The organism is Spirochaeta dissipatitropha (assembly GCF_054657935.1).
The window spans coordinates 148,181-173,133 of record NZ_BAAHXT010000001.1; the positions used below are offsets into that span (position 1 = coordinate 148,181).

The window sequence follows — 24,953 nt, forward strand, 5'->3', positions numbered from 1 at the left end:
GTCAGGAGAATTCATGTCCCTGCATCCGAAAAAAACTGCAGGAAAGTGGAAAGACTACCTGCCTTTTAACCGCTCAGCTAGTTTCCCGGCGGTAAATCCGAGAGCACTGCTGACATCTCCTGCCTTGCCGGACAATCCATAGCGGTCAATACTGAAGTGATTTTCTGAATCGGGGCAGCAGAGTGATTCCCATCCGAGCCGGCTTCCGGCTTCAACCGTAATGACACGACTTTCGGGAGGAAGAATCTTCCTGCGGTATTCCTGATTTTGCTGGAGGAATCGTTCGCGGCAAAGTACAGATACTACGCGTATCCTAGGCTTGTCACTGCCCTTACTGGCTAATTCTGCTGCCTCGAGGGCCATGCCTACTTCCGATCCGCTGGCTGCTAATATAATATCCGGTGTGCCTTCGCAATCCTGTACAATGTAGGCACCACCCCGCGCAGTGTTCTCCCAGTCAGGATCGGCTTTGCTGTAGACGTCCAGATTCTGCCGGGTCAGGGCAAGGGCAACCGGTCCGTCGCTGCGCTCCATTGCCAGCCGCCAGGCCAGGTTGCATTCTTCAGCGTCTCCAGGACGGAAGAGCTGAAGGCCCGGTATCAGCCTCAGTGCGGCAATCTGCTCAACTGGCTGATGAGTGGGGCCATCCTCACCAACATAGATCGAATCATGGGTAAAAACATATACCAGCGGGAGATTCATAATGCCGGCAAGCCGGATAGCCGGACGCATGTAGTCAGAGAACACAAGGAAGGTGGAGCAGAATACCTTGAACAGACCATAAAGGGCAATTCCATTCGAGACTGCTCCCATAGCATGTTCGCGTACACCGAAATTGATGCTGCGTCCGTTCCGGTTTTCGGGAGAATAATCCGTAACTCCCTGGAATTTGGTTTTATTGGATTCAGCAAGGTCAGCGGAACCACCTACGAGACAGGGGTAGGCTTTTGACACAGCCTGCAGGGATTTCTGTCCTGCAGATCTGGTCGCGATGGAATCACCTGATGAATAATCCGGCAGTTTCAGGCTATAGAGCGGAATTCCTGCCTCTGCAGCCCTGTATTCCTGGTGCAGATCCGGGTTGGCTTTTTTCCAGGCATCGTACATTTTCTGCCAGCTGCTGTATTTTTCTTTCAGGTTTTCCCTCAGTCCGGAAAAAAACCAGTAAGCCTCTTGAGGTACCTGAAAGGTGAGTTCTGGATCAAGTCCCAGTGCTTTCTTGGCAGCCTTTATTTCGGCTTCGCCGAGTGGGGCACCATGAACAGATGAACTGCCCTGCTTATTTGGTGCGCCTTTTCCTATTACTGAACGCAGGGCGATCAATGAGGGTTTTTCGCCTTCATCTTTGGCTGACTGAATCATCTTTCTCAAATCGTCAGTATCATACGCGCTTCCGTTCTGAACATGCCAACCGTATGATCTGAATCTGGCCTGTACGTCTTCACTGAAGCTGAGGTCAGTACTGCCGTCGATGGTAATATGATTGTCATCGTAAAACACAATAAGTTTGCCGAGTTTCAGGTGCCCGGCGAGGCTTGCTGCTTCAGAAGTGACGCCTTCCATCATGCAGCCGTCACCGGCAATACAGTAGGTGTAATGATCGAATATCCTGTGCTCTGAGGTGTTGAAGCGGGCCGCGCTCATGGTCTCGGCCAGAGCCAGACCTACTGCATTGGCAAATCCCTGCCCGAGAGGGCCGGTTGTCGTTTCGACTCCGGCCGTGTGTTCATACTCAGGGTGACCCGGGGTCAGTGAACCAAGTTGACGGAAGTTCTGGATTTGATCCATGGGAAGGTCAAAACCAGCCAGATGCAGCAGGGAATACTGCAGCATTGATCCGTGCCCGGCAGATAGTATAAAGCGGTCTCGGTTCGGCCATTTCGGCTGATCCGGATAGTAGTTCATTGTTTCGCCATATAGAAGCACACCTAGTTCGGCAAGACCCATAGGTAAACCTGGGTGTCCTGAACCCGCTGCTTCAATTGCGTCCATGGATAATGAACGTACAGCAAGTGCTGCGGCTCTCAAAGATGCATCTGTCATTGTATACTCCCGATTAATTCGAATGTTTCTGCAAGTTGATTGAGATAGGATTTCTCCCCGCCGTGGTACGCTCTGACCATGTCGGGGTCCGGATCAATGCGCTCTTTCTCTTCAAGAAGAACGCTTACAGCGGCTTGCGCTGCCTTTGTGCCAAGCTTCTCGTTCAGAATTGCGGCATAGCCGGCCAATGCGACTCCATATGCTGCCCCTGATCCTGCAATTCTGATTACCGGGCGCTGCCAGATTGAAGCCGCACGCCTGCATATCTCGAGACTGGCGCTTGGTCCTCCGGTTATTTTAAGGGGCTCCTGTGAATCCGAAAGGCTGCGGCTGTAGAGGTAGAGTATGCCCAGGCTGCTGTCGATCAGGCCGCTGTAGTCAGCAGCAAAATCGGCGTTTCCTTTTCTCTGAATCTCGAATTCCCTGCTGAGAGGAAAAGATTCCATCCGTGGCTGCCAGAGAACCATGCTTGATCCTGCCGGCACGGATTGGAGGGCCTGCTCCCGGGCAGCATAGTCCTTGCGTGGAACCTTGTGATGATTACAGATGGCATCCCAGACTGCTGCTCCATTGGTTCGGCATGCAAAGATAAAAGGCCTGCCCAGTCCGTCATACATACTGTTGGCGTAGCCCTGTAGATCTACTCCAGGCTGTTCCTGTTCAATCATATATACGAAGCTTGTACCAAGACTCAGTAGTTCTCCCTGAACCGCTGCTTTTGACTGGGGGTTGTCGCCGGAGCCTATCCCGATCAGGCAATGAGGAGATATTCCGTAGCGATAGCTGAAATAGGCAGCGATGCTGCCTGCTCTGCTGAGCGGATGCGCGAGTCCTCCGAGCTTTGCTGACAGGGCAGCAGTACCACCGGGCAGTCCCTCTGCAGCAGCATCAAGCAGCGCGGGAGACCAGCTTTTCCGGGTGTAGGCCATGAGGCTCATGCCGGATGCATTGCCCCAGTCTGCCGGAACATCCATGCGTCCACATAGAACCCCGCTCAGAAAGCTGCTCAACAAACGGATTCCCGCAGTCTGGGCATATTCCTCTGGATGCTTTTTTCCGATGCGGCGTATTACGGCTCCGCTGAACCGCAGCGGGGAGTCACTTCCGGATTCCCGTATCATACCTTCCGAGCCGCCCATGGCGTCCCGCAACGATGCGGCTTCCTCACTGGTGTTGCTGCTGAGCCAGATAGGACATGCCGGGTATGAGAAGGTGTTTTCAAAGATGTCTGTAAGTTTTCTTCCCTGCTCTGCTTCACCAGCAGCCCATGCAGCAGCGGTAAGAGACTGAAATGCCCGTCGTGCGCTATCCTTTATGTATACATGTCCGTGCTGCTGGGCAGAAATCTGCAGTGCCGAGAGTGAATTCAATTCTGCTCCCTCTTCCATGAAATCATGAAGGAGGGCGTCCAGAGCCGCCAGAAACATTTCCGGCGGTTGCTCTGCCTGTCCTTCTTCGGAGGACGGAAGAATCAGCAATTCAGGATGAATTCCGAAACAGTTTGTCCGCGGATCTTCAGTAAAGACAATGCTTTTTTCTGCACGGATCTGTACCTTTTCATTCTGTATTTCCAGGATTACCCCGGTCATGCTCTGCGTACTGCAGTCGATACCCAGCACCAGTTTTTTGCTTGTGTTGTCCATTTCCATCCTCCGCAGTTGTTTACAGGTAGTCGTTCAGGATGCTTTCCAGATATTCCTGCTGTCCTGATTCCGGTAAGAAAGCCGGTTCATCCAGCATTGCCTGTTCAAGTGATTTAAGACTTGCCTTTCCTTCGCTGATTTCCTTACCCAATCCCTTGGTCCAGGATGAGTATCGATTTTCTACGAAGCTATCCAGGGCTTTGTCTTCAATCATCCCGTGAGCAGCTTTCAGTCCGCGGGCAAAGCAGTCCATACCAACAACATGGCTGATAACCAGGTCGCGTACGGTGTAGGAAGGACGGCGGATCTTGGCATCGAAGTTCAGACCACCGCTGTGCAGTCCTCCATTCTTGAGAATTTCGTACATCATGAGAGTAGTGGTGTAGAGATCTGTGGGGAATTGATCCGTGTCCCATCCCAGCAGAGTGTCTCCCTGGTTGGCATCAACGCTACCGAGGATTCCGTTGATACGTGCAAAATGAAGCTCATGCTGAACGCTGTGTCCGGCAAGGGTTGCGTGGTTGGTTTCAATGTTGAGCTTTACATGAGGAAGCAGATCGTAGGTCCGCAGGAATCCCAGAACTGTTGCGCTGTCTGTATCGTACTGATGCTTGGTGGGCTCTTTGGGTTTTGGTTCGAAAAGGAACTGACCGGTAAAACCGATTTCCTTTGCATAATCGACAGCCATGTGCATGAATCTGGCAAGGTTGTCCAATTCACGTTTCATGTCGGTATTGAGCAGGGTTTCGTAGCCCTCGCGTCCGCCCCAGAATACATAGTTGGCACCGCCGAGTTCCTGGGTAACCTCAATGGCCTTTCGTACCTGACCGGCAGCATAGGCAAATACGCGGGCATCCGGGCTGGTTGCTGCGCCATGCATATAGCGGGGGTGAGAAAAGAGATTAGCTGTACCCCAGAGAAGCTTTACAGGAGAATCCTTCATAAGATCTTTGGTAAGGGAGATGATTTCATCCAGGTTTTTCTGGCTCTCGCGCAGGCTTGCACCTTCAGGCGCGATGTCTGTATCATGAAAACAGAAGAACGGTATACCAAGTTTTTCTGCAAGTTCAAAAAGTCCCTGCATCTTCATTTTCGAGATATCCATTGGATTGTTCATGTTATCCCATGGGCGTACAACGGTCGGGTTACCGAAGGGATCTGTGCCGCCTCCGTTCATGGTATGCCAGTAAGCCATGGAAAAGCGCAGGTGTTCGGCCATGGTTTTACCACCGACCTTTTCGTCGGCTTTATAATGCTTGAAAGCCAGCGGGTTTCTGCTTTTAGGTCCCTCGTACGAGACTGCCGGAATATCCGAAAAAATGTCTTTGCTCATTGTATCCTCCTGGATAGGAATTTTTTGCCAAGCGGCAGCAGAACGGCACCTTGACTGTATGGTCGAAGGTTGCCGGAATCTAGGAAAGAGGAGTGCAGGAGGTACGCAAGGTGCCGTCCTGTTGCCGCTTGTTCTGTAAATCATGCTACAGCGGAAATAACTGTCCGGGAATATACAAAAGTGAACTTATTTATGTATAATTGAGAAATGCAGCAGGTACAGATACTGGATGTGGTCTACGTCCACACCATGAACAAGCCACCGCTTATCCACTGGCATTCACGGAGGCACTCACATTCCGAGAATCAGTTCGAGTTTCATTATTTCCTGCATGGTGAGGGAACCTTTGAGGATCACTCCTCGGTACGGGAAATACAGCCGGGCTATGTCTATTATACCCTGCCGAATGAGGTCCATAAAATTCACCCCGGAAGCCTGCAGCGGCCGCTTGGTTATTATGCCGTACTGTTTTCTGCAACCACGGAACATGAGGTAAATCAGCTTCTGTGTTCCCAGGCTTTCCGCAGCCGCTTCCCTTGCCGGATAAGTGGGGCCAGGCGTTTTATTTTTGATGATCTGAAAACTGATTTTATCCGCGGCGATGCCATGCAGCAGCAGGCTGGGGTCTACAAACTGCTGTCGCTCATTTATGAGCTCGGCTCTGACAGTTATACTGCCAGCGGTGACCTCCGGCCGGATGAACCCGGGATTTCGGTTCTGCTTGAGCAGGCAATCAGTCTTTTTCAGCAGAATCTCTCCGGAAATATCAGTCTCGACGAGGTCCGGATTAAACTCGGGGTGTCCAAGGAATATCTGATCCGGATTTTCAACCGCCATCTGCACAGCAGCCCCATGCGTTACTACAATAAACTGAAGATCGAAGCTGCCTCGGCCATGCTGATTGATACCAGTCTGAGCGTGAAGGAGATTGCATATGAACTGGGATTCTCCAGCAGCTTTCATCTTTCAAAACGCTTTCGGGAATACACCGGCATGCCTCCCAGCGAATACCGCAAGCGTTACTATCGAATGACCCCGACGCAGTATCATACCAGACTGATTTAGGCAGCTCAAAGGGAACTGTAATCCTGAGCCTAGTGTGGATCCAGACTCAGGATCAGAGTAAGGCTGGTTTTTTCCATTTCGATTAAAACACCATCCGGACGCGCATCGCTGCTGCCTAAGGATATACGGGTGCTGGTGTCCGGATTATAGAGAATGTAATAGACATTGCGGTCTTTATACTCAAGTTCCGGCCAGGCAATGACTCTGGTTTTTAATACCTCACGTGTGTTAATTTCATGTGAAACCCTCTGAGTGCCAACTACTGAACTCCAGCGTGTGACCTGGCTTCCATCTATGGAGCAGTTTATTCCGTCATATCGTTCTATAGTCAGGACTGTTTTTATTCTGGATGGGTCAATTTCCTCGGTTTCCGGTTGTGCTATCAAAGCAAGTAACAGATTTCCGCAGCTGCTCAGCAGCATTACCGTAAAACACACTGCGATTATTTTATACATTTCAACCTTCCTCACTGCCGGTTATCTGAATCGTATCTCCATTCTCATGTATGAGAAACAGATCAGTAGGGCCGCTATTGGGAATGGTCTCTACAACCCAATCCTCGTTTGAATGCACAGCTCCCCGCTTCTTCTGTGAGCTGCTGGCATAGGCAATACCCGGTCGCTCGGGAAGCTCATAGTCAGGATCCGGGGCAAAGTTTAATTCACCATTCTCAATACTGAAGCGGAGCCAGCTCTCATCATGCTTTTCGGCCATAAATTCAGTGTCACTGATCCAGCGAACAGAATTGCGGTTTATTCTGTGCAGTTCATTGAAGTTTGGTTCAACTTCCTTCGGGGACCTCAGGATCTGTTCTCCGTCACTGACAATGAACTGATATCGGCCCGGGAGAAAATAGTCCGAATAGTATTTATTGAATAGAAAGTAACCTGATTCAAGCGATGCCGACATAGGATTTGACCAGTCTGGAATATTCTCAACAGCCTGAAGCCTGCTCTCGGCAGCAAGCGATGATACACTCATATCTATGGTATGCAGTGAATGGAACACATAGGCTTCATGGCTATTTTGACGCCGCTCGACGGCGAACAATCGTTCTGCACTTCCCGGTTTGGAGATTTCAAAGCGGGTATCGCTGCTGAAGCTGCCGATCATGGCCACACCTCCATCCTTACTTACGAAGTGCAGATCGTGAATTCCCTCATTATCATTCCAGGGCGGTTTTGTGTGGATCAGGCTTGTACCATTGGAAATCGGATAGATTTCGGTAGTATTCGAAGGAAAACTCTTGCTTATGCTGAAATCTGAATCAATCAAGAGCCATTGCGTACCGCTTTTGTAGAATGCATGTTCAGCGGGATAATAGGCATGTATGCTTGCGCCAACTATTCTACCGGGATCATGGACATAGAGATTTATCTCTTCCTCTTCGTTCCAGCGTCTGAGACTGCGTTGGCCCTCATGTATATTGGTGAACAGAATCGAATCATCCCATAAAATAACCGGAGTCGTATTCTGCTCCCAATTGAAGACAGCCTCGATTTCCCAGTTTTCGTTGGATACCTGAAAAGCAACTGGATTGGCTATTATTACTGAGGGATACTGATTATCAAACCACCAGAAACTGAAGCGGGGGTCATCATGAACTGCTTCTGCGGAAAGAATTATATGTGCTGATTTGAAAAAAGCCTTGTAGAATAGATCGTCGATCAGGTGTGTTTTTCCGTCAATTACGGCTCTGACCTCTCCCAGTCCAGGTCTGGAGTTGATAATCAGAATCTCATGATTGGTGTTGACCGGATCATAGTAACATGCAGCACTCAGGATCAGGACCGCTATTACTCCCCAAAACATCAGTTTTCGTTTCATGCCGGAAAATATAGACACATACAGTGGAGAAAATCATTTTTTTGCAAAGAGTTTCTGTAAAAATCTGATAAAAGGTCCTGGACCGGGATGAACTGCCTTCAAAACACCTGAATTTACCGTGCCCTGAACTGTAATTACCGGCTTGCCTGGCTGCCAGGCAGCTGTTGCCTTGTTCCGGCTGATACCACTGTTGATGCTGACATCATCCATATTCACATTCCAGCCCTCCGGTACTATCAACTTTACGATTCCACTATTCACTGTTGCTCTCACCGTGAGGGATGTATGCCGGCAGACTGCCTTGTTGAAATCGATCGTTATTGTACCGGAATTACATTCTGTTGTTATTTCCGAGGGTACCTGCCAGACACCGTTTTTCTTCATTACGCCACTGGAGTTTTTCATTACCAGGGGCTTGAGCTCCGGGACGGCATCAGCAGGAAGGTCGGCCGTGATCAGGGCAAGTTCATTCATGGTTCTGGCCTCATATACCGCCGTCAGTCGATCTTCGAGCTCACTGAAATCGATCCGGCCGTCTGTGGCTGCCGATCTGAGCAGTTCTTCAACCTGCATGCGGTCCGAATCCGATGCCCGTGACTGGATTTTCATTTCCTTACTGTCTTGTTCCTGCATAGTGACCCTCCAGGCAAAGAATATACTACCGAAGCAGTTCATGTACATGCGCAGATCTGGAATTGCTGGTTATTCTGTAAAAAGCTCCCAACAGAGCTGTTTTCATTGTAGAATAGTAGAATGGACAAGGAAATGCTCGAATACAGAATCCGTGAGACAGCCGAGGAAGTGTTTTCCCGTTCGGGCGGTCCAGGCGGTCAGAATGTGAACAAGCTCAATACTCGCGTAACTCTTCGTATTGAGTTGAATCGTCTCGAACTGAGTGAGATTCAGCTGGCGCGTCTGCACAGGATTCTTGTAAACAGGATAAATGCAGAGGGAATGCTTGTTTTGCAGTGCAGTGAAACCCGGAGCCAGCTTCGCAACCGCGAGATTGCGCTCGAGCGGGCTGTTCATCTTATTGGTTCTGCCCTGCAGCAGGAAAAGAAGCGCCGGCCGACCAGGCCCACCGCAGCCTCGCGCGAACGCAGGCTGAAAAAGAAGCAAAATCGAGGCAGACAGAAACAGCAGAGGAACTGGCAGCAGGACGAGTGAACGGTGAACTATTCAAGAGTAACAGCTCTCTTCACTTTTCAGTCAGGGGCCGGTATAATCCGGGAATGAGGTATGGTTATGCATAGTAATAACACAGTCGGTCGCAGCATCGGTTTGAATGTTGGTTCATCAAGTGTGAAATTGGTAATGCTTGAGGGCGATAGAATAATATATCAGAAGTCAGTTCCACATGATGGCGAATTTGCAGAAACAGCGCGGAAGCTTCTGGCTGAGCTGAATACATGTTCTGTGCCTGCACTTGTTACAGGAACAGAGGGCCGCTTACAGTTCAGGTTGAAGAATACCGTGGAACCGGTCTGTGTCGAGGCAGCACTGGCGGGCTCAGGCAGCCGACCGAATGCGGTTGTATCTCTGGGTGGCGAGGACATGGTTCTCTACACAGTGGATGATTCAGGCCGCATTATTACCAGTTTCTCCGGCAGCAAGTGTGCGTCCGGTACCGGAGAGTTTTTCAAGCAGCAGCTGGGCCGCATGGACATGCAGCTCGATCAGGTAGCCGGAGTCAGCTCAGACTGCAGGGTTATGTCGCTGTCAGCGCGCTGTTCGGTGTTTATGAAGAGCGACTGTACCCATAGACTGAACAAGGGCGAGGCCACCAAGCACGACATTGTGGTCTCCATGAGTGATGTTATGGCCACCAAGGTGGCTGATTTTCTGCGTCGGGCGAAGATTCTCAGCGGCGAGGTTCTGCTGACCGGCGGGGTTACCCAGAATCCGCATATGCTGCGCTCCCTGCAGGAAAAAATGCCCGAGATCCGCTTTAATGTACCGGATACAGCCCCCGTTTTCGAAGCCTACGGCGCCGCTCTTCTGGCGGCTGAAAACGGTACTCCCCTCCCGGAGCCAAAGGATCTGCTGCTTCCCAACCGCGTCAAGTTTGACCGCTATGAAAGTCTTGAGCCCCAGCTCGGACGGGTGACCTATCTGGACAGTCCCCGCGGAACCGTGAAGGTTGGCGGTGAATATATTCTTGGAGTTGACGGTGGGTCGACAACCACCAAGGCCTGTCTGATCGACATTGAGGATGGCACGATTGTTGCCGAACATTATGGCCGGACCCATGGCGATCCGGTAAATGCATTGAAGGAATGCCTGGTAAAAATCGATGAACAGGTCAAGGCTGTCATTGGTGATGCCCCGATCATGATTTCAACGGCAGCTACAACCGGCAGCTCACGAGAAATTCTCGGGGTTTTCCTGGAAACCCAGGCTGTCTATAACGAGATTATTGCGCATGCAGTCGGCACAACCCACTTCGATCCCGAGGTCGATACGATTTTCGAGATTGGCGGGCAGGATGCAAAATACGTATACATCAAGAATCAGGTACCGATTGATTATGCCATGAATGAGGCCTGCTCGGCCGGAACCGGATCATTTCTGGAGGAATCAGCCTCCGGAGATCTGAATATCAAGCATGCCCACGAGATCGGGCCGGTTGCGCTCAAGGCCACGGCCCCGTTGAAGTTTGGAGAGCACTGTTCGGCATTCATCAACTCTGATATTAGAAATGCAATTCAGCAGGGTGCAGACAAGGCGGATATAACCGCCGGTATCGTCACCTCTATTGTCAGCAACTACCTGAATCGTGTGGTCGGAAACCGATCTATCGGCAAGAAGATCGTGCTGCAGGGCGGGGTTGCCAAAAATATCGCTGTCGCTCCCGCCTTTGCTCTTCTGCTGGACAAGGAAATTCTTGTTCCACCGAATCCCGAGTTGATGGGCGCCTACGGGGTAGGTCTGCTGGCTATGCAGAAGCTGGAAGACGGCCTTCTGCAGAAACAGGTTTACCGCATAGATGAGATCCTGCAGACGGAAATTGTCTATGAGCGGGAGTTTACCTGTAAGGTCTGTGAAAACTTCTGCCCGATCCGGATCCTGAATATAAACGGCCACAAGTACAAATTCGGCGGCCGCTGTAATCTCTACGCCAACAGTCGCAAGAAAAAGAATTTCCGCGATTCCGAGATCGTAAATTATGTGGAAAAACGCATGGACCTCATGTTCAGCGAGATGGCGCCTCCGGATCTGGACAGCGCAGAAGCGCCGGTTATGGGCAGACGGGATATTACCGTTGGTATTCCGCGAAGTTTCTCGGTCTACACGATGTACCCACTTTATAGCTGGTTCTTTCATGAGCTTGGTATCCGGACTGTCCTCTCCGAGGAAATCTGTGCTGAAGGGGTTGCCCGGGTCGAAAGCACCTACTGCTTTCCGGCCGAGATTGCCCATGGAACGGTACAGGATATTCTCAACCGCGGTGCAGATTATATTTTCCTCCCGCATTACCGCGACATGCCGAGTTATGAAAAGGACGTGCACGCCAACTTCTGCCCAATCACCCAGGGACTGCCCTATTATCTGAAAAAAGCCTTTCCCGAGTTGACTGAAGAGCGGATGCTGCAGCCAGTGGTCAGCTTCAAGTACGGCAGGAAAAAAGCCATGTCCTATTTCGTCGAAATGGCTGCCGGACTGGGAATATCTGCTGCAGAGGCCGAACGAGCCTTTGATGCCGCCTATGCCAAACAGGATGAATACTTCCTCAAGGCCCGCGAGATGGGACTGCAGGCGATAGCCGAGGCCCGGGCAGCAGATAGACCGGTAGTTGCTCTGCTTGGACGGCCCTACAACGCCTTTACCAAGGATGCCAACATGGGTATTCCACGGAAGTTTACCAGCCGCGGTTGCACCATTATTCCATATGATATTCTGCCCTTCGAGGACGAGGGAATCTTCCCGAACATGTACTGGTACTACGGCCAGCAGGATATGAAGGCTGCTCAGTTCCTGAAGAATGAGGAAAACATCTACGTGACCTTCATTACCAACTTCAGCTGTGCACCGGACAGCTTCATGCTGCATTATCTCAAATGGATTATGGGTACCAAGCCCTTCCTTATTCTCGAGCTTGATTCCCACTCAGCAGATGCCGGGATAGATACCCGGGTCGAGGCATTTCTGGATATTATAGAAGGCTACCGCAGCAAGATCGGTGATCTGAAGCAGGAACGCTATGACAATGGCCTGCGCTTTGTGAACCCCGGTAACGAGAACATCTATATCCGGGACGAGCACAACAAGCGCGATATACCGATCCGCGGCAACAAGCGGGTTAAGGTTCTGGTATCCAACATGGGCGATCTGGGTGCCAGAATGGTGGCAGAGGTAATCAACTCTACCGGTATTGATGCCGTTGCCCTGCCTCCGGCAGATCATAAGACCCTGCAGATTGCCCGCTCGCATTCATCGGGCAAGGAATGTGTGCCCTCGCATCTTGTACTCGGGGGAGCCCTCAAGTTCCTGGCCAGCGAGGAATACCGCAAGGACGAGATCTATCTGTTATTTGTTCCGATTACCACCGGACCCTGCCGCACGGGTCAGTATTTCGTTTTCTACGAGAATCTCTTCCGCGATCTGCACATCGAGAACGTGGTGGTCTTTACCATGAGTGCCGACAATTCATATACCGAACTCGGACCGATGTTCAGCCGTCACGTCTGGTGGGCCATGGTAATCAGTGATTATATGAAGGACATCGAGAATACCCTGCGTGCCTGTGCTGAAGACCCCGCTGCAGCCATGGTGGAATTCCACAAGCACTGGAATGAGCTGATCGCTGTAGCCAGTACTGACGTTACAAAATGTTTGCCGGTACTGCAGACAATCAGCGATGAACTCAAACAGGTTCCCTTGAAGCAGAAGATGATTGAAGCTCCGCGTGCCCTTATTGTTGGTGAGATCTATGTGCGTAGAGATGATTTTGCAGTCGATGAGCTGGTTGAGTTGTTCAGCCGCAAGGGGATCATCGGTAAGGTCAGTGGCACCACTGAATGGATTCACTATCTTGATTTTGTCCGCCGCTATGATCTGCGGAAGCGTCTCCGGATGCTGCCTGTCTGGCGGAGGCTGTTCTCTGATCCAGCGAAAGGCCTGTTGAAGCTCCGCCTTGAAGTCGCCTGGAAGCATTGGGTCGAGAAAAAGGTCAAGACAGCGCTTTCCAGCTGTGAACTGATTCCGCCGACGCCTCACGATATGGATAGAATTATGCAGAACACCGCTGACCATTTTCTGAGCCATGAGCTCAACAGCGAGATCGCAATCTCAAGCGGGGTGGCCGCAACTGCCATGGAAAGCGGTTACAGCGGGGTTGTGAACATCTCTCCCTTTGCCTGTCTGATCGGCCGGGTAATCGAGGGTATCTACACGCCATGGGCCCGGGAGCGGAAGTACCCGATTATCTCTGTCGAGGTTGACGGCAATCTGCTGCCGGCTGGAATCAAGAGTAAGCTGGATATTTTCATGCTGAATGTTCTGCGGTTCCGGCAGAACCCGGATCTGTCTGAACTTCTGGATGACTCTGGTGAAATAGCTGCGGAAAGCGAGACGGCAGAAGCAGGAGCAACTGCAGTAGAAAGCGTTGGAGGCAGTTCCCGCGAGCGGAGTGAGCATGAGCGTCAGAAACAGCTGATCCGTGAACTGCAGAAAGAAGCTGTGGTCAGCGAATAGCTATGGAAGGCATTCAGGCGCTCGGTATTTCGGGTCTGCAGCAGCTCATGAGCAAAGGGGATCTCTCCAGCAGTGAAGCGGTGCAGGCTTATCTCAAAAGAATCGAGCACATCGATCCTTATATACATTCGGTAATCGAGCTAAATCCTGATGCCGGTGACATTGCAGCACAGCTGGATGCCGAGCGTGCAGCCGGGAATCTGCGGGGCCCCCTGCATGGCATACCGATACTTCTGAAGGATAATATCGACACCGGCGACCGCATGCAGACTACTGCCGGTTCTCGGGCCCTGCTTGGGACAGCTGCCGAAAAGGATGCCTTTATTGCGGGCCTCCTGCGTCAGAACGGGGCGGTGCTGCTGGGTAAGACAAATCTGAGTGAATGGGCGAACTTCCGCTCGACAAATTCAAGCAGCGGCTGGTCCTCGCGCGGAGGACAGACCAGAAATCCATATTGCCTTGAGCGGTCTCCCGGTGGCTCCAGTTCCGGATCGGCCGCAGCTGTCGCTGCCGGCCTCTGTGCCGCCGCTGTGGGCACCGAAACCGATGGTTCAATAATCAACCCGGCTCAAAGCAATGGTCTGGTGGGGATGAAACCGACACATGGACTGGTGAGCAGGGAGGGAATTATACCGATCTCCAGGAGTCAGGATACTGCTGGTCCTATCGCCATGAGTGTCCGGGATGCCGCTCTTCTGCTGGCTGGTATGAGCAGTGCCGGCACTGCATTAGCCTGCGCAATCGATGCAATGGAGGAATGCTTTCTGAAGGGCAAGCGGATCGGTATTGCCCGTGGCCTTATTAAACAGAGTAACCGGGGAATGGACGGGCTTTTTGAACGCGCTGTCTCGGTATTACGGGATGCCGGAGCTGTCCTGATAGATGTCGAGATACCACATGCTGATTCATTTCAGGACGATGAATTCACTGTTCTGCTCTATGAATTCAAGGCCGGTGTGAATGAATACCTTGCTGAACGAGGGCAGACGCTGGAGGATGTTATACGTTTCAATCTCGAGCAGAGTGAAAGCTGCATGCCTCATTTCGGACAGGAATTACTGGAAATGTCAGTGAAGAAGGGATCCCTCACGGATGCCAGGTACCGGAAAGCCCTGGCACGGAGCAGGAAGGCCGCCGGTGACAAGGGACTTTCGAGGGTATTCTCGAAGCATCATCTTGATGCGATCTTTACCCTGTCCGGTGGCCCGGCCTGGATGATCGATCATGTGAATGGTGATTCTGCTGCCTGGGACTGCAGCTGCACGTCCGGACCTGCTGTTGCTGGCTGGCCGCATATTACCGTGCCAGCTGGTCTGGTAAAGGGCTTGCCGGTCGGGGTTTCGTTCATTTCCAGGCCCTATGAGGATGCCGGACTGCTTTGTCTGGCACATGCCTTCGAAGAAATTTCCGGATTCCGGGAAGCTCCCTCGCTGAATTTTTAATTTCTGAACTCCCGCACTTTTTTTGTGATTTTACCTGTGATGCATTAGAATTAAATTCTTCACAATTGCTATGGAGGTGTTATGAAAGGGTTCAGGACTGTTCGCGGGCGTATGGTTGCTTTATTTGGCGGGGTTTCGGCATTGCTTCTTCTTGCAATGTCCCTGGTCATTCTGCTACAGGTAGGGAATGCCCAGCGGCAGACAATCGAGGATCTTGCCATGGAAATCGTGGATGCACGCGGTTCCGAGGTCGGAAGGTGGCTGGATGGTCATCGAAACGAGGTCCGGGGAATTACTAATCTCAATATAATACGGGAAGGTGATTTTGAAGCCACTACCGAATACCTCACAGGCCGTAGGGATACCCTGAATCCTGAATATGAATCTGTTTTCTATGCCGAGCCGAGCGGCCGGTACATAACCAGTCTCGGGGTTGTCGGTGATATTTCAAGCAGGGATTACTTCCAGGAAATTATTAACGGTGGACAAACCGAAGCAATCAGCAATGCCCTGGAAAGCCTCTCCAGTGATTCGGACATTATTGTGGTGGCCCATGAGGTCCGTGGATTCCAGGGGGAGCGTCTGGGTCTGATCGGGGCCGTTATCACCCTGGATATTCTTTCTGAGGTGATAGATGGCATGCGCTATGGTCAGGATGGCGTCGGCATGATAGTGGACGGCAGCGGACTGATTGCTGCTCACCCCGACCCTGCCCTGCGCATGCGCCTGAATCTCCTGAACTCAAGGGAATATGATGGCCTTGATGCAATCGGCCGCATGATAGTGAATGGACAATCCGGCATAGGAGATTATCAGCGCCCGGATGGTACACGGATGCATGCGGTTTTTTCACCGATTCCAAGCTCACCGAACTGGGCAACGGCCTACCTTATTCCGGATAGCGATATGAATGCCGAGGTAAACCGGCTGATCTGGTTCATTGCAGTTTCGGTACTCGTAACCCTGGCTGCGGTGCTCGCGGCTGCCATATTTGTTGCCAATCTTACTGCCAGACCGATAATCGATTCCGTGGAGCAGGCCAAGGCGGTGGCCCAGGGGGATCTGACCCGGATTATTCCCGAAAAATACCGGGAGCGTCGGGATGAAATCGGGGTACTCGTGCAATCTCTGGATGAGATGCAGACCCAGCTTACTTCAGTAGTGCAAAGTATCAAGACGACTGCCAGGTATGTCAGTGATGGCAGTGTAGAAATGAAGGATGCTGCCCAGCAGATTTCCGAGGGGTCCGAGCAACTTTCGTCGACGGCACAAAGCCTCAGTCAGGGAACAAGCCAGCAGGCTGCTTCGGTTGAGCAGGTCTCGGCATCAATGGAGCAGATGGCAGCAAACATCCAGCAGAGTGCCGATAACGCCCAGGCCACCGAAAAGATCGCATTGCAGTCTTCTGAAAATGCCGAGAAGGGCGGTGAGGCAGTACGGGAAACCGTGCAGGCCATGAAGCAGATTGCCGAAAAAATCAGCATAATAGAGGACATTGCACGGGAAACGAATATGCTTTCCCTGAATGCGGCTATTGAGGCAGCTCGCGCTGGTGAACACGGCAAGGGATTTGCAGTTGTTGCCCAGCAGGTGAGGAAACTGGCCGAGAATTCGGCTGTGGCAGCTGGAGAAATAAGCAGTCTGAGTTCGCATTCGGTCAAGGTTGCAGAAGGGGCCGGAGAGCTCCTGGCGGAGATGGTGCCGAATATACGACGGACAGCAGACCTGGTGCAGGAAATTACGGCATCCAGTAAAGAGATGAGCAGCGGTGCTTCCCAGGTCAACAGTGCGGTGTCCCAACTGGATCAGGTTGTGCAGCAGTCCGCAGCATCAGCCGAGCAGGTAGCTGCTACCAGTGAAGAGCAGACTGCGCAGACGGAGAATCTCGCAACAACAGCCGAAGAACTGTCCTCACAGGCTCAGCAGCTTGAAGAGGTCATTGCATTCTTCCGGATACAGAATGATGAAGGGCTGAGAGCTGCTGTCCGGCCGGCTGTGACTGCGCCGAAAGCAGCAGGCAGAACTGCGCTTCCGAAAAGGCCATCTGCAACCAGGCTACCTGCAAGAACCCAGCCTGAAAAAACGGCTTCTGCCAAGCCTCCGCGGTCTGAAAACAGTCCTGCGAAGGACATCCGGAAATCCCGGGTCACGGGTATTACGCTTTCGGATATGAATAATATGGATATCGGGGATGATTCGGACTTTGAGGAATTATAGGAGTTTGTCAGAGGGTAAGCCTCAGGATTTGAGGCAGGGAACAAAGCTGATGCTGAAGCTGGTGCCGTTTTCGGTTTCGAAGCTGGATTCGGCATTCAGTTGGCTGCTGATTATGTCTATAAGTGTGAGCCCGAAGCCGGCATCCTTCTGCCTGTCGAAGTCAACGGGAAATCCGATGCCGTCATCTTTTATCTGTAGATACGCCATTTTTTCGGTCTCATCAAAATATGACCGGATGTAGATATTGCCGTAACGCTCGTCCGGAAAAGCATACTTAACGGAGTTTGTCAGCAGTTCGTTGATCAGTATGCCAAGATAGAAGAGCCGTCCTGCATCCATGGTAAAATCTTCAACATCTATATTAAGCGATATCCTGTGGCCTTCATTGAAGCTGTCCTGAATTTCCTCTGCCAGGCTTTCTATGTATTCACGGACCTGCAGCTGCCCGTAGGCCTCGGACTGATACAGGCGCTGGTAGATAATCAGCATGCTTCTGACCCGGCCCTGGGCCTCCTCCAGGGCTTCCCGTGCATCCGGATTGTCCACCATGTCAGCCTGCAGACTGAGTAGATTAGCGACAGTAGACATGTTGTTTTTAATACGGTGGTGCACCTCGCGCAGGAGCATGTCCTTCTCCGCAACCATTTTTCCGATCCGCTTTTCTGCTTTCTGCTTCTCTCGATTGACAGCGGCGAGACGGAAAATAATCAGCAGTAGAATGGCGAGAGCAAAAAAAACGGAAAGGTAGAATCTTCTGGTCTGTCTCTGCAGCCTCATGCTGGCCATAGTCTGATCGGTAATATCGTGAATGGTGCCGAAGACGGTGGCTGTTTCTGCATCGTACTCAGCCATGGAGTGGATGTAACGCAGTTCGCCGTCTTCCAGGCGGTACATTCTGAAGCGCACATTATATTCGTGTCCGGCAAGCAGTTCCTCGAGTGCCCTGTCCATCATTGGACGGTCTTCACCATGAACCAGGGATTGTACTATTGCCATTTCCATTGGCCTGTCTCCGAGACCGTAGATTCGCCTGGCGCCATCCGAGGCTGTCACATGACCGGTCTGAAGATTAAAACTCCAGTAGCCGATTTCGGTAATTATTTCGGCGCGCCGCATCTGCTCGGCATTTCTCAGGTAATCGATTCTGGTTGTTTCCCGGTCAGTGACATCGTGAATAATCGAGCTGAGGTAGATCTGGCCTCTGTGCTGTATCGGCCAGGAGATAACGTCGACGTTTCTCTCTGTCCCGTCTGCCAGACGGTGGATTACTGTAAAATGATTAGCTTCATTAACTGCTGCTGTGGCCAGCAGTGATGCGATAGTATCGACGGGCATGGTATTGAGTTCTGAGACCGGCAAGCCGCGGAATTCCTCCTGGCTGTATCCGTAATAGTCGGTGGCTGCCTGATTGGCAGAGAGAATGAGGCCGGAAAATGGGTCAATGATCATCATCGAAACTGCGGATTGGGCAAATGTGGGTTGTTGTTCGAGATCAGTGATAGCACTGCTGTTGGCCAAGGTCGGGAGCGCTACAGATAGATACAGTATTGCAGAGCAGAAGATGCGGAGATATAACTTTGCTGAGGCCACAATCTGCAAGCTCATATATGATCAGTATAGGGCATGAATACCGATTCTGCCATAGCAGGGTGATGATTCGCGTTTCTGCATGCAGTGCAGTTTTTTCTGTGCTATATTTCATGAGGAAATGCAGCGGGGGAAATAGATGATTAAAAGCAATCTTGAGAAAATTTCAGCAGTACTTTTGCTGATATGTCTGGGACTGGTGGTATCTTGCGGGGCAGCCCGTGAGGGGGACCTGGAGGGCTGGGCTACATCCGGTGGCAGGGCGGTCAGTGAGGTTGTTCCTTACGGCCAGGCTGCAGTATCCGGCTTCATACAGGGTTCGATTGTCTATTATGAAGCTGCTGCAGATGCCGCTCAGGATAAGGCATTGTCTGTCGGAACCGGGACGGAGCCTGCAGGAGATGTCCGGATTATTGACTGGGGGCCGGTTGATGAACTTCCTGCAGAAAACCGGCGTCCGCGCGTGTATGTAAGCTTCAGCCACCCTATGGTTCCGCTTGCCATGCTGGGGGAGGTTCAGTATTCAAGCTCGATTCTGCAGATCGAGCCGGAGCTGCCCGGTGTGTACCGCTGGTATGGATCCCGGACACTGGTATTTATTCCTGATAATCCGATTGATGCCCAGCAGCCGGTCCAGATATCTGTTGATTCCGGGCTGCGTTCAGCAGGCGGCGCGGTTCTTCATGAAGATTACCATGATTTTTCTTTCAGCTTTTTCCGGGAACGCCTGAAGCTGGTGCAGGCTTTTCCCGGCAGGGGAGGCGAGCCGATTGATCACAGTGAGATTCCTCCGGAACAGAGGATTTTCAGCCTGCGGTTCAACTCTCCGGTAGACGCGGATCATGTTTCCTCTTTTATAGATGTAGAATTTGGGCCGGTTGCCCGACCGAGAAATGTGGAATTCACAGTACGGCATCCGGAATCAGCGGAGGTTGAGGGAGATGAGAATCTGCGCAGGCGCAGTCTTATTCTCGAACTCTCGAATAATCTGCCGGAGAATACCGCCCTGCGTATCGGTCTGCGGGCAGGCGCCAGTGCCTTCCCGGGCTATATGGAAAGCCTGGTGGATGAAGTCAGGAGCTTTCACAGCATTACTCCCTTTGAATACCGGGAGTATTCAAGCCGGTCGTATATGTTTCCCCGAAGTGAGGAAGGTGACAGTAACCCGATCTTTCTGGAATTCAGCCATGAACTGGATCCGACGAGCCTTGAGGGGAATATAGACATCGACCTGGAACTGGATGAGGGCCGGAAACTGAGTGATTATATAGAGGTCTTCAGGAATGTAATCCGGCTGAATAATCTACCAGTAGTCTATGAATCAAGCTATAGTCTGCAAATCGGGGCTGGAATTCGGGATGTCTATGGCCGCGAAACCGGTCAGGAACAATCAGTAGAGATCGAAATTCCACGGGCTGCCAGGTACTACTATTTTCCGAATGCAGGCAGCCGTTTTCTGGAAGCGCAGTTTGTACCCCGGATTATTTTCGAGCACCAGAACATGGATGATGGTGTCTGGCGAATTGATTCAATTACGGACCCCTTCTCGGCTTTCTCTGCCTCTTCCCTGTATCCCTATGATTTCAGTGCAGTGCCCGAGAACACGCGCTGGTTCGATGTCAAGGATCTTCGTCCTTACCTGAACGAAAGCGGCAAGGGATGGGTAGGTATCTCCTGGAACTTCGCGGAGAAGAATGACCGAGGTGTTCGGCCAACCTGGAGTCAGACAAACCTGCAGCTGCAGGTAACCGACATGGGAGTAACGGTACGATACGCCTACAATCAGGTGCTGGTCTGGATCCGAAGTCTGACTGACAATAGCCCGGTAGTCGGCGCGGATGTGCGTCTGCTGCCGGGATCGCGGGGATCCGATTACGGGAACCGTGGGCTAAGCGATGCTGATGGTCTTGCGGTAATCAATCTTGAGCCTGGTGAATTCCAGAAACTGTACCGGGATCAGTATCAGCGGGATGAGCTGATCATCAGGGTTGAAAATGCTGATGATATTATCGAATTCAAACCGAACTACAGCCACAACACCTGGGCTCATGGTATCCGCGCTTCGGTAAATCCCGGAAGAATCGAGGATGGGCGTCGGGCTACCTTTATGTTCAGCGATCGTGGTTTGTACCGTCCGGGCGAGACCATGAGTTTTCGGGGAATCGACCGGAATCTGGTTCTCGGTGAATATGAGGTTTATTCCGGTTATTATACGATCAGATTGGTATCCAGTGACTGGCGGGTGGACCGGGCATTCGGATCGCAGACTGCACGGGCAACTGAAAACGGAGGCTTTCACGGCAGTTTTGATCTGGATTCTGATCTGGCGCCTGGCCTGTATTATCTGGAGTACCAGCGGCGAGGGGCTGCGAGGTATGATTACGAACGGGTGCCAGTGCAGGTTGCCCATTTCCGCAATGCAGCCTTTTCTGTCGACGTCAAGGCTCCGGCTGTTGATGTCATTATGGGTGAGGATGCTGGTATTGGCATCAGTGCTGAATATCTCTCCGGTGGCGGGATGACATCCGCTGAGTATTTTTTTGATGTCATTCGTGGGCCGGTGCTGTATCAGCCTCCAGGAATTGAGTGGGCAGGATATCGCTTCGGTCCGCTGCATCGGCATAGCGGGCGTGGGCTTGTCAGTCAGGGATCCGGACAGCTGGATGGTACCGGCCGGGCTGTCGAGCAGGTCAGGACAGAATCTGCAGGGAGCATTGAAGGCATGCCGCAGCAGTATCAGTTCGAGGCCAGGGTGCAGGATGCCGACAGTCAGGAGATTGCCGGAAGAGCCGCTTTTGTAGTGCATCCAGCAGAAATATACGCCGGATTGAGAATACCGGGAATGAACAGGGGCTACTGGGGTGGCTATTTTGTCGAAGCCGGCAAGATCTACAGCCTGGAATCACAACTGGTGCATATAGACGGAAGAGCAGTCGCTGAGGATTATCGTGCTGGCCGAGATTTCAGTCTTGAAGTTATAGAAACCAGATGGAAGCTGGTGCAGCAGCAGGGTATCGGCGGGCGCATGAATACCCGCTATGAACGGGAACAGGTCAGCATTCTGAATCAGGAATTAGACCTCAGGGGTGGAGCCGCGGATCTGGAGTTCGAGATTCCATCTGCCGGCACCTATACGCTCAGACTACAGGGCAGTGATTCTGCCGGGCGGAAACTGATCACCGAGCTGACGCTGTATGCATCCGGTTCCGGGTTCACCCGATGGTGGGCGGATGACTCACAGATGATTGGAATGCAGCCGGACCGGGCTGAATACCGGGTGGGGGATACTGCCGAGATTTTTGTGCAGACACCTCTGCCGCATGGAGAGTATCTACTGACCATAGAGAGAGAGGGAATTTTTTCGCATGAGCTCATAACAATCGAGGGCAGTCAGACGGTGCTGAATGTTCCAATCGAGGATCACCATGTCCCGGTCATATACGTCATGTTGAGTTCTGCCAGCGAGCGTCAGGAGACTCCGAAAAACTATTTCGAGCCGGATCTGGGTAAACCCCAGGGATATTTCGGGGCTGCAGTGCTGGAGGTTAATCCTGAACCGCGGCGCTTCGATATCGAGATTATTCCGGCTGCTGGGGGATTCGAGCCCGGTGGAACAGCAGAGGTACGCATGAAACTGAGCCGGGACGGTAAACCCGTGGCCGGGGCAGAGGTGAGTTTTATGGCGGTCGATCGCGGTGTTCTGGATCTGATCAATTACCGCGTGCCGGATCCGGTAGCGTTTTTCTACAACCCCTACCGATTTCCGCTCGGGACTGCAGGGGCTGATTCACGCTCTCTGTTGATAGATCCGGTAACCTATGAGGTGAAAAACCTGCAGGGCGGAGATGCTGGCGGGGAGAAAATGGATGAGCGGAAGGATTTCCGGCCTACTGCTATTTTCGAGCCGTATCTGCTGAGCGATGAGAATGGAATTATTGATTTAGAAATCGATCTTCCCGACAGTCTCACTACCTATCGTCTGACTGCGGTCGGGGTCTACGGCAACAGCTTTGCGCTGCGGGAATCCGAGATTCTGGTCAGTAACCCAATGCCGATGCGGGCAAGCCTGCCACGGCTGCTGCGAGAGCGGGATACCGCCATTGCAGGTGTGGTCGTCAGAAATCTGCAGTCCGGGGCACAGAATGTGACGCTTTCTCTGGCAGAGATTGCAGGTAGGGAAGATGGCTTGCTGATTGACGGCAGTGCTGAGCTTCAGCTGCGGCTGGAAGCGGGGGAAACCCGTGAGTTCGCGTTCCAGTTAGCCGCGATGCAGGAGGGAAGCTACGAGCTGGTCTTCGATCTTCTGGCTGAAGATGCAGCCGGGGAGGGGGCAGTCTTCCGTGACCGTATGCGGAGCAGTCTGCGCGTTGAGCGAAGTCTGAATCCCGAGACGGTATCGGTATTTGGTACCATTGGTCCTGAGGCTGAGGCGCTTGAACAGTTTCTGTTTCCGTCTAGCGCAGCGCAGGGATTCGGCGAGCTGAGATTGCAGCTGCATGGCAGCCGGCTGTATCAGCTGGCTGCGCAGGCAGCAGCGCTGGACAGAATCTGGCATTCTTCACTGAGTTCTCGTATCAGTCGTTTTTCACCATCTCTGCTGCTTGGCAGCGGATTCAGGGATCTGACAGGAAGACCCGGGGCGGATGCCGAAGAAATCGACGCCTTTGTGCGCAGCATCGCTACTCTGCAGCATGAAGACGGTGGATTTGTTGAGTTCAGTGACGTATTGCAGCGCAGCACTGAGTCTTCTCTGTGGACCACGTTGAGAGCAGCCCATTTCCTGGCTGAGTATGAAGCAGAAAGCTCCCGTGGACTGCCTGGATCATTAAAGATTCAGGCCCTCAGAAATAAGATCGACAGCATAATCCAGGACCGGCGTATTGATTTCGGCACGCGGGCATATGCCTATTACGTCCGCTCTATGCTGTATGGAAGCAACCTTGGAACGGCGCGGAGCCTGCTTGAGTACGGCGATGAACTTGGAATGGATGGTCTCGGATTTATTGCCCTGGGAGTTCTGCAGAATTCTTCGGAAGCAGCGGAGGCTGAGCGCATCGCCAGGGATTCCCTGAGACGGATGATGAATATGGTAAATATAAGTCCCCGGGGAGTTGATTTCCTGCAGACCTATGAAGCACGAACTTATTTTGATGCCCCTGCACGGCGGCTCGCGCTTCTGCATATGCTGCTTTCGACTCTGGAGCCGGATTCTGATCATCTGGATCGCATAGCCCACACCCTGGTTCGCGAGATCAACAGCGGGCAGTGGAGTCAGCGTGATGACCAGCTCTGGGGTTTACGCGCCATGGCACCTCGATACGGGGCCGGTACGCAGGGAGATGCTGCCGGTACAGTCGGCCGCTATGTAATCAGTCTGGATGGACAGGAGATTGCTGCAGGAACTGCTCCCGGTCTCTATGATCCGGCTGAGGTTTCAGTACTGCCCCTGTTTGACGAGCCACTGAATGAGCTGCCGAGAAATCAGCTGCTTGAATTAGGCTTCGCTTCAACTGCAGTGCATCCCCTGCAATACACAGCGCTCATGAACTACTCCCTGCCGGATGAACTCATATCGGCCAGGGATGAAGGAATCGGTGTCAGCTCCTGGATTGAAAAGACAGACGGCACAATAATTGCTGCAGCCGAGCTTCGTCGTGGTGAGACCTACCGGATGGTGGTTAACCTTGAGGCACCTTCCCGCTACTACAATCTAGCGCTCAGGGTGCCGGTACCCTCCGGAGCAGAAATTGTGGACGGCAGTCTGCAGACCAGTGGGCAATATGCCGCTGATGGCGGTGTGAATCAGCGTTCATGGACCCGCGAGACTGATTACGGTGATACCGAGGAATATACAGGTGAGGGATATTTCGGTTTTGGCTCCGGCGGCTGGTGGACACATTGGATCCGGCCTATACAGCGAATTTATGATGGCGAGCTGCAGTACTACTTCGGTTCCGTGTATGCCGGTAGTCAGACCGTAAGCTTCCTGTTTCGTGCCGTGTACCCGGGTGTGTATCCACTGGCCTCTGCCCACGCGGAGTTGATTGATGAGCCGGAGGTCTTCGGCCGCTCAGGCGGGGTTCTGTCGGTAATACAGTAGTT

13 protein-coding genes are annotated in these 24,953 nt (G+C 52.2%); 6 read left to right on the top strand and 7 right to left on the bottom strand.

Annotated elements, in window-relative coordinates; translation table 11 throughout:
• Positions 1-54 precede the first annotated feature (54 nt).
• The 3 genes from tkt to xylA are packed head-to-tail and all read right to left on the bottom strand — an operon-like array spanning position 55 to position 5,019.
• Complete coding sequence (gene tkt / locus ACYQ2L_RS00680) at positions 55-2,043, bottom strand: transketolase (RefSeq protein ID WP_460049973.1); 1,989 nt, start codon at positions 2,041-2,043, stop codon at positions 55-57.
• Positions 2,040-3,686 (bottom strand): hypothetical protein, encoded by a 1,647-nt coding sequence (locus tag ACYQ2L_RS00685; RefSeq protein WP_460049975.1) that lies wholly within the window; start codon positions 3,684-3,686, stop codon positions 2,040-2,042. The genes tkt and ACYQ2L_RS00685 overlap by 4 nt, the downstream gene beginning before the upstream one ends.
• A 19-nt stretch (positions 3,687-3,705) precedes the next feature.
• On the bottom strand, positions 3,706-5,019 hold the full coding sequence (gene xylA, locus ACYQ2L_RS00690) for a xylose isomerase (RefSeq protein WP_460049977.1): 1,314 nt from the start codon (positions 5,017-5,019) through the stop codon (positions 3,706-3,708).
• A gap of 207 nt (positions 5,020-5,226) precedes the next feature.
• Between xylA and ACYQ2L_RS00695 the strand changes: the two genes are divergently transcribed.
• Positions 5,227-6,084 (top strand): helix-turn-helix domain-containing protein, encoded by an 858-nt coding sequence (locus tag ACYQ2L_RS00695; protein ID WP_460049979.1) that lies wholly within the window; start codon positions 5,227-5,229, stop codon positions 6,082-6,084.
• Positions 6,085-6,113: 29 nt separating this feature from the next.
• Here ACYQ2L_RS00695 and ACYQ2L_RS00700 read toward each other — a convergent pair whose 3' ends face one another.
• From ACYQ2L_RS00700 to ACYQ2L_RS00710, 3 genes are read right to left on the bottom strand one after another with little or no spacing between them, the layout of a single operon-like run.
• Positions 6,114-6,539 (bottom strand): hypothetical protein, encoded by a 426-nt coding sequence (locus ACYQ2L_RS00700; RefSeq protein ID WP_460049982.1) that lies wholly within the window; start codon positions 6,537-6,539, stop codon positions 6,114-6,116.
• A 1-nt stretch (position 6,540) separates the two neighbouring features.
• Complete coding sequence (locus ACYQ2L_RS00705; protein WP_460049984.1) at positions 6,541-7,911, bottom strand: hypothetical protein; 1,371 nt, start codon at positions 7,909-7,911, stop codon at positions 6,541-6,543.
• Between the two features lie 33 nt (positions 7,912-7,944).
• A complete protein-coding gene (locus tag ACYQ2L_RS00710) occupies positions 7,945-8,544 on the bottom strand; it encodes a DUF1707 SHOCT-like domain-containing protein (protein WP_460049986.1) in 600 nt (199 codons plus the stop codon).
• A 120-nt stretch (positions 8,545-8,664) separates the two neighbouring features.
• Between ACYQ2L_RS00710 and arfB the strand changes: the two genes are divergently transcribed.
• The 4 genes from arfB (at position 8,665) to ACYQ2L_RS00730 (ending at position 17,264) form a co-directional block, all read left to right on the top strand.
• Positions 8,665-9,078 carry an alternative ribosome rescue aminoacyl-tRNA hydrolase ArfB gene (gene arfB / locus ACYQ2L_RS00715; protein WP_460049988.1) on the top strand — a complete coding sequence of 138 codons (414 nt, stop codon included), beginning with the start codon at positions 8,665-8,667 and terminating at the stop codon, positions 9,076-9,078.
• A 78-nt stretch (positions 9,079-9,156) separates the two neighbouring features.
• Positions 9,157-13,605 carry an acyl-CoA dehydratase activase gene (locus tag ACYQ2L_RS00720; RefSeq protein ID WP_460049990.1) on the top strand — a complete coding sequence of 1,483 codons (4,449 nt, stop codon included), beginning with the start codon at positions 9,157-9,159 and terminating at the stop codon, positions 13,603-13,605.
• Positions 13,606-13,607: 2 nt separating this feature from the next.
• Complete coding sequence (locus ACYQ2L_RS00725; protein ID WP_460049992.1) at positions 13,608-15,047, top strand: amidase; 1,440 nt, start codon at positions 13,608-13,610, stop codon at positions 15,045-15,047.
• Positions 15,048-15,128: 81 nt separating this feature from the next.
• Entirely contained in the window at positions 15,129-17,264 is a 2,136-nt protein-coding gene (locus ACYQ2L_RS00730; RefSeq protein WP_460049994.1) for a methyl-accepting chemotaxis protein, read from the top strand.
• A 21-nt stretch (positions 17,265-17,285) separates the two neighbouring features.
• Here ACYQ2L_RS00730 and ACYQ2L_RS00735 read toward each other — a convergent pair whose 3' ends face one another.
• Positions 17,286-18,869 (bottom strand): sensor histidine kinase, encoded by a 1,584-nt coding sequence (locus ACYQ2L_RS00735; protein WP_460049996.1) that lies wholly within the window; start codon positions 18,867-18,869, stop codon positions 17,286-17,288.
• Positions 18,870-18,990: 121 nt separating this feature from the next.
• Here ACYQ2L_RS00735 and ACYQ2L_RS00740 point away from each other — a divergent pair, with 121 nt between their 5' ends.
• Entirely contained in the window at positions 18,991-24,951 is a 5,961-nt protein-coding gene (locus ACYQ2L_RS00740) for an alpha-2-macroglobulin family protein (protein ID WP_460049998.1), read from the top strand.
• The last annotated feature ends 2 nt before the right edge of the window (positions 24,952-24,953 follow it).

What these genes read in the sequence shown, in the direction of transcription:
- arfB (WP_460049988.1), top strand. Translation starts at nt 8,665, where the DNA reads ATGGACAAGGAAATGCTCGAATACAGAATCCGTGAGACAGCCGAGGAA.
- ACYQ2L_RS00725 (WP_460049992.1), top strand. Translation starts at nt 13,608, where the DNA reads ATGGAAGGCATTCAGGCGCTCGGTATTTCGGGTCTGCAGCAGCTCATG.
- ACYQ2L_RS00735 (WP_460049996.1), bottom strand. Translation starts at nt 18,869, where the DNA reads ATGAGCTTGCAGATTGTGGCCTCAGCAAAGTTATATCTCCGCATCTTC.
- xylA (WP_460049977.1), bottom strand. Translation starts at nt 5,019, where the DNA reads ATGAGCAAAGACATTTTTTCGGATATTCCGGCAGTCTCGTACGAGGGA.
- ACYQ2L_RS00705 (WP_460049984.1), bottom strand. Translation starts at nt 7,911, where the DNA reads ATGAAACGAAAACTGATGTTTTGGGGAGTAATAGCGGTCCTGATCCTG.
- ACYQ2L_RS00700 (WP_460049982.1), bottom strand. Translation starts at nt 6,539, where the DNA reads ATGTATAAAATAATCGCAGTGTGTTTTACGGTAATGCTGCTGAGCAGC.
- ACYQ2L_RS00710 (WP_460049986.1), bottom strand. Translation starts at nt 8,544, where the DNA reads ATGCAGGAACAAGACAGTAAGGAAATGAAAATCCAGTCACGGGCATCG.
- ACYQ2L_RS00740 (WP_460049998.1), top strand. Translation starts at nt 18,991, where the DNA reads ATGATTAAAAGCAATCTTGAGAAAATTTCAGCAGTACTTTTGCTGATA.
- ACYQ2L_RS00685 (WP_460049975.1), bottom strand. Translation starts at nt 3,686, where the DNA reads ATGGACAACACAAGCAAAAAACTGGTGCTGGGTATCGACTGCAGTACG.
- ACYQ2L_RS00720 (WP_460049990.1), top strand. Translation starts at nt 9,157, where the DNA reads ATGCATAGTAATAACACAGTCGGTCGCAGCATCGGTTTGAATGTTGGT.
- ACYQ2L_RS00730 (WP_460049994.1), top strand. Translation starts at nt 15,129, where the DNA reads ATGAAAGGGTTCAGGACTGTTCGCGGGCGTATGGTTGCTTTATTTGGC.
- tkt (WP_460049973.1), bottom strand. Translation starts at nt 2,043, where the DNA reads ATGACAGATGCATCTTTGAGAGCCGCAGCACTTGCTGTACGTTCATTA.
- ACYQ2L_RS00695 (WP_460049979.1), top strand. Translation starts at nt 5,227, where the DNA reads ATGCAGCAGGTACAGATACTGGATGTGGTCTACGTCCACACCATGAAC.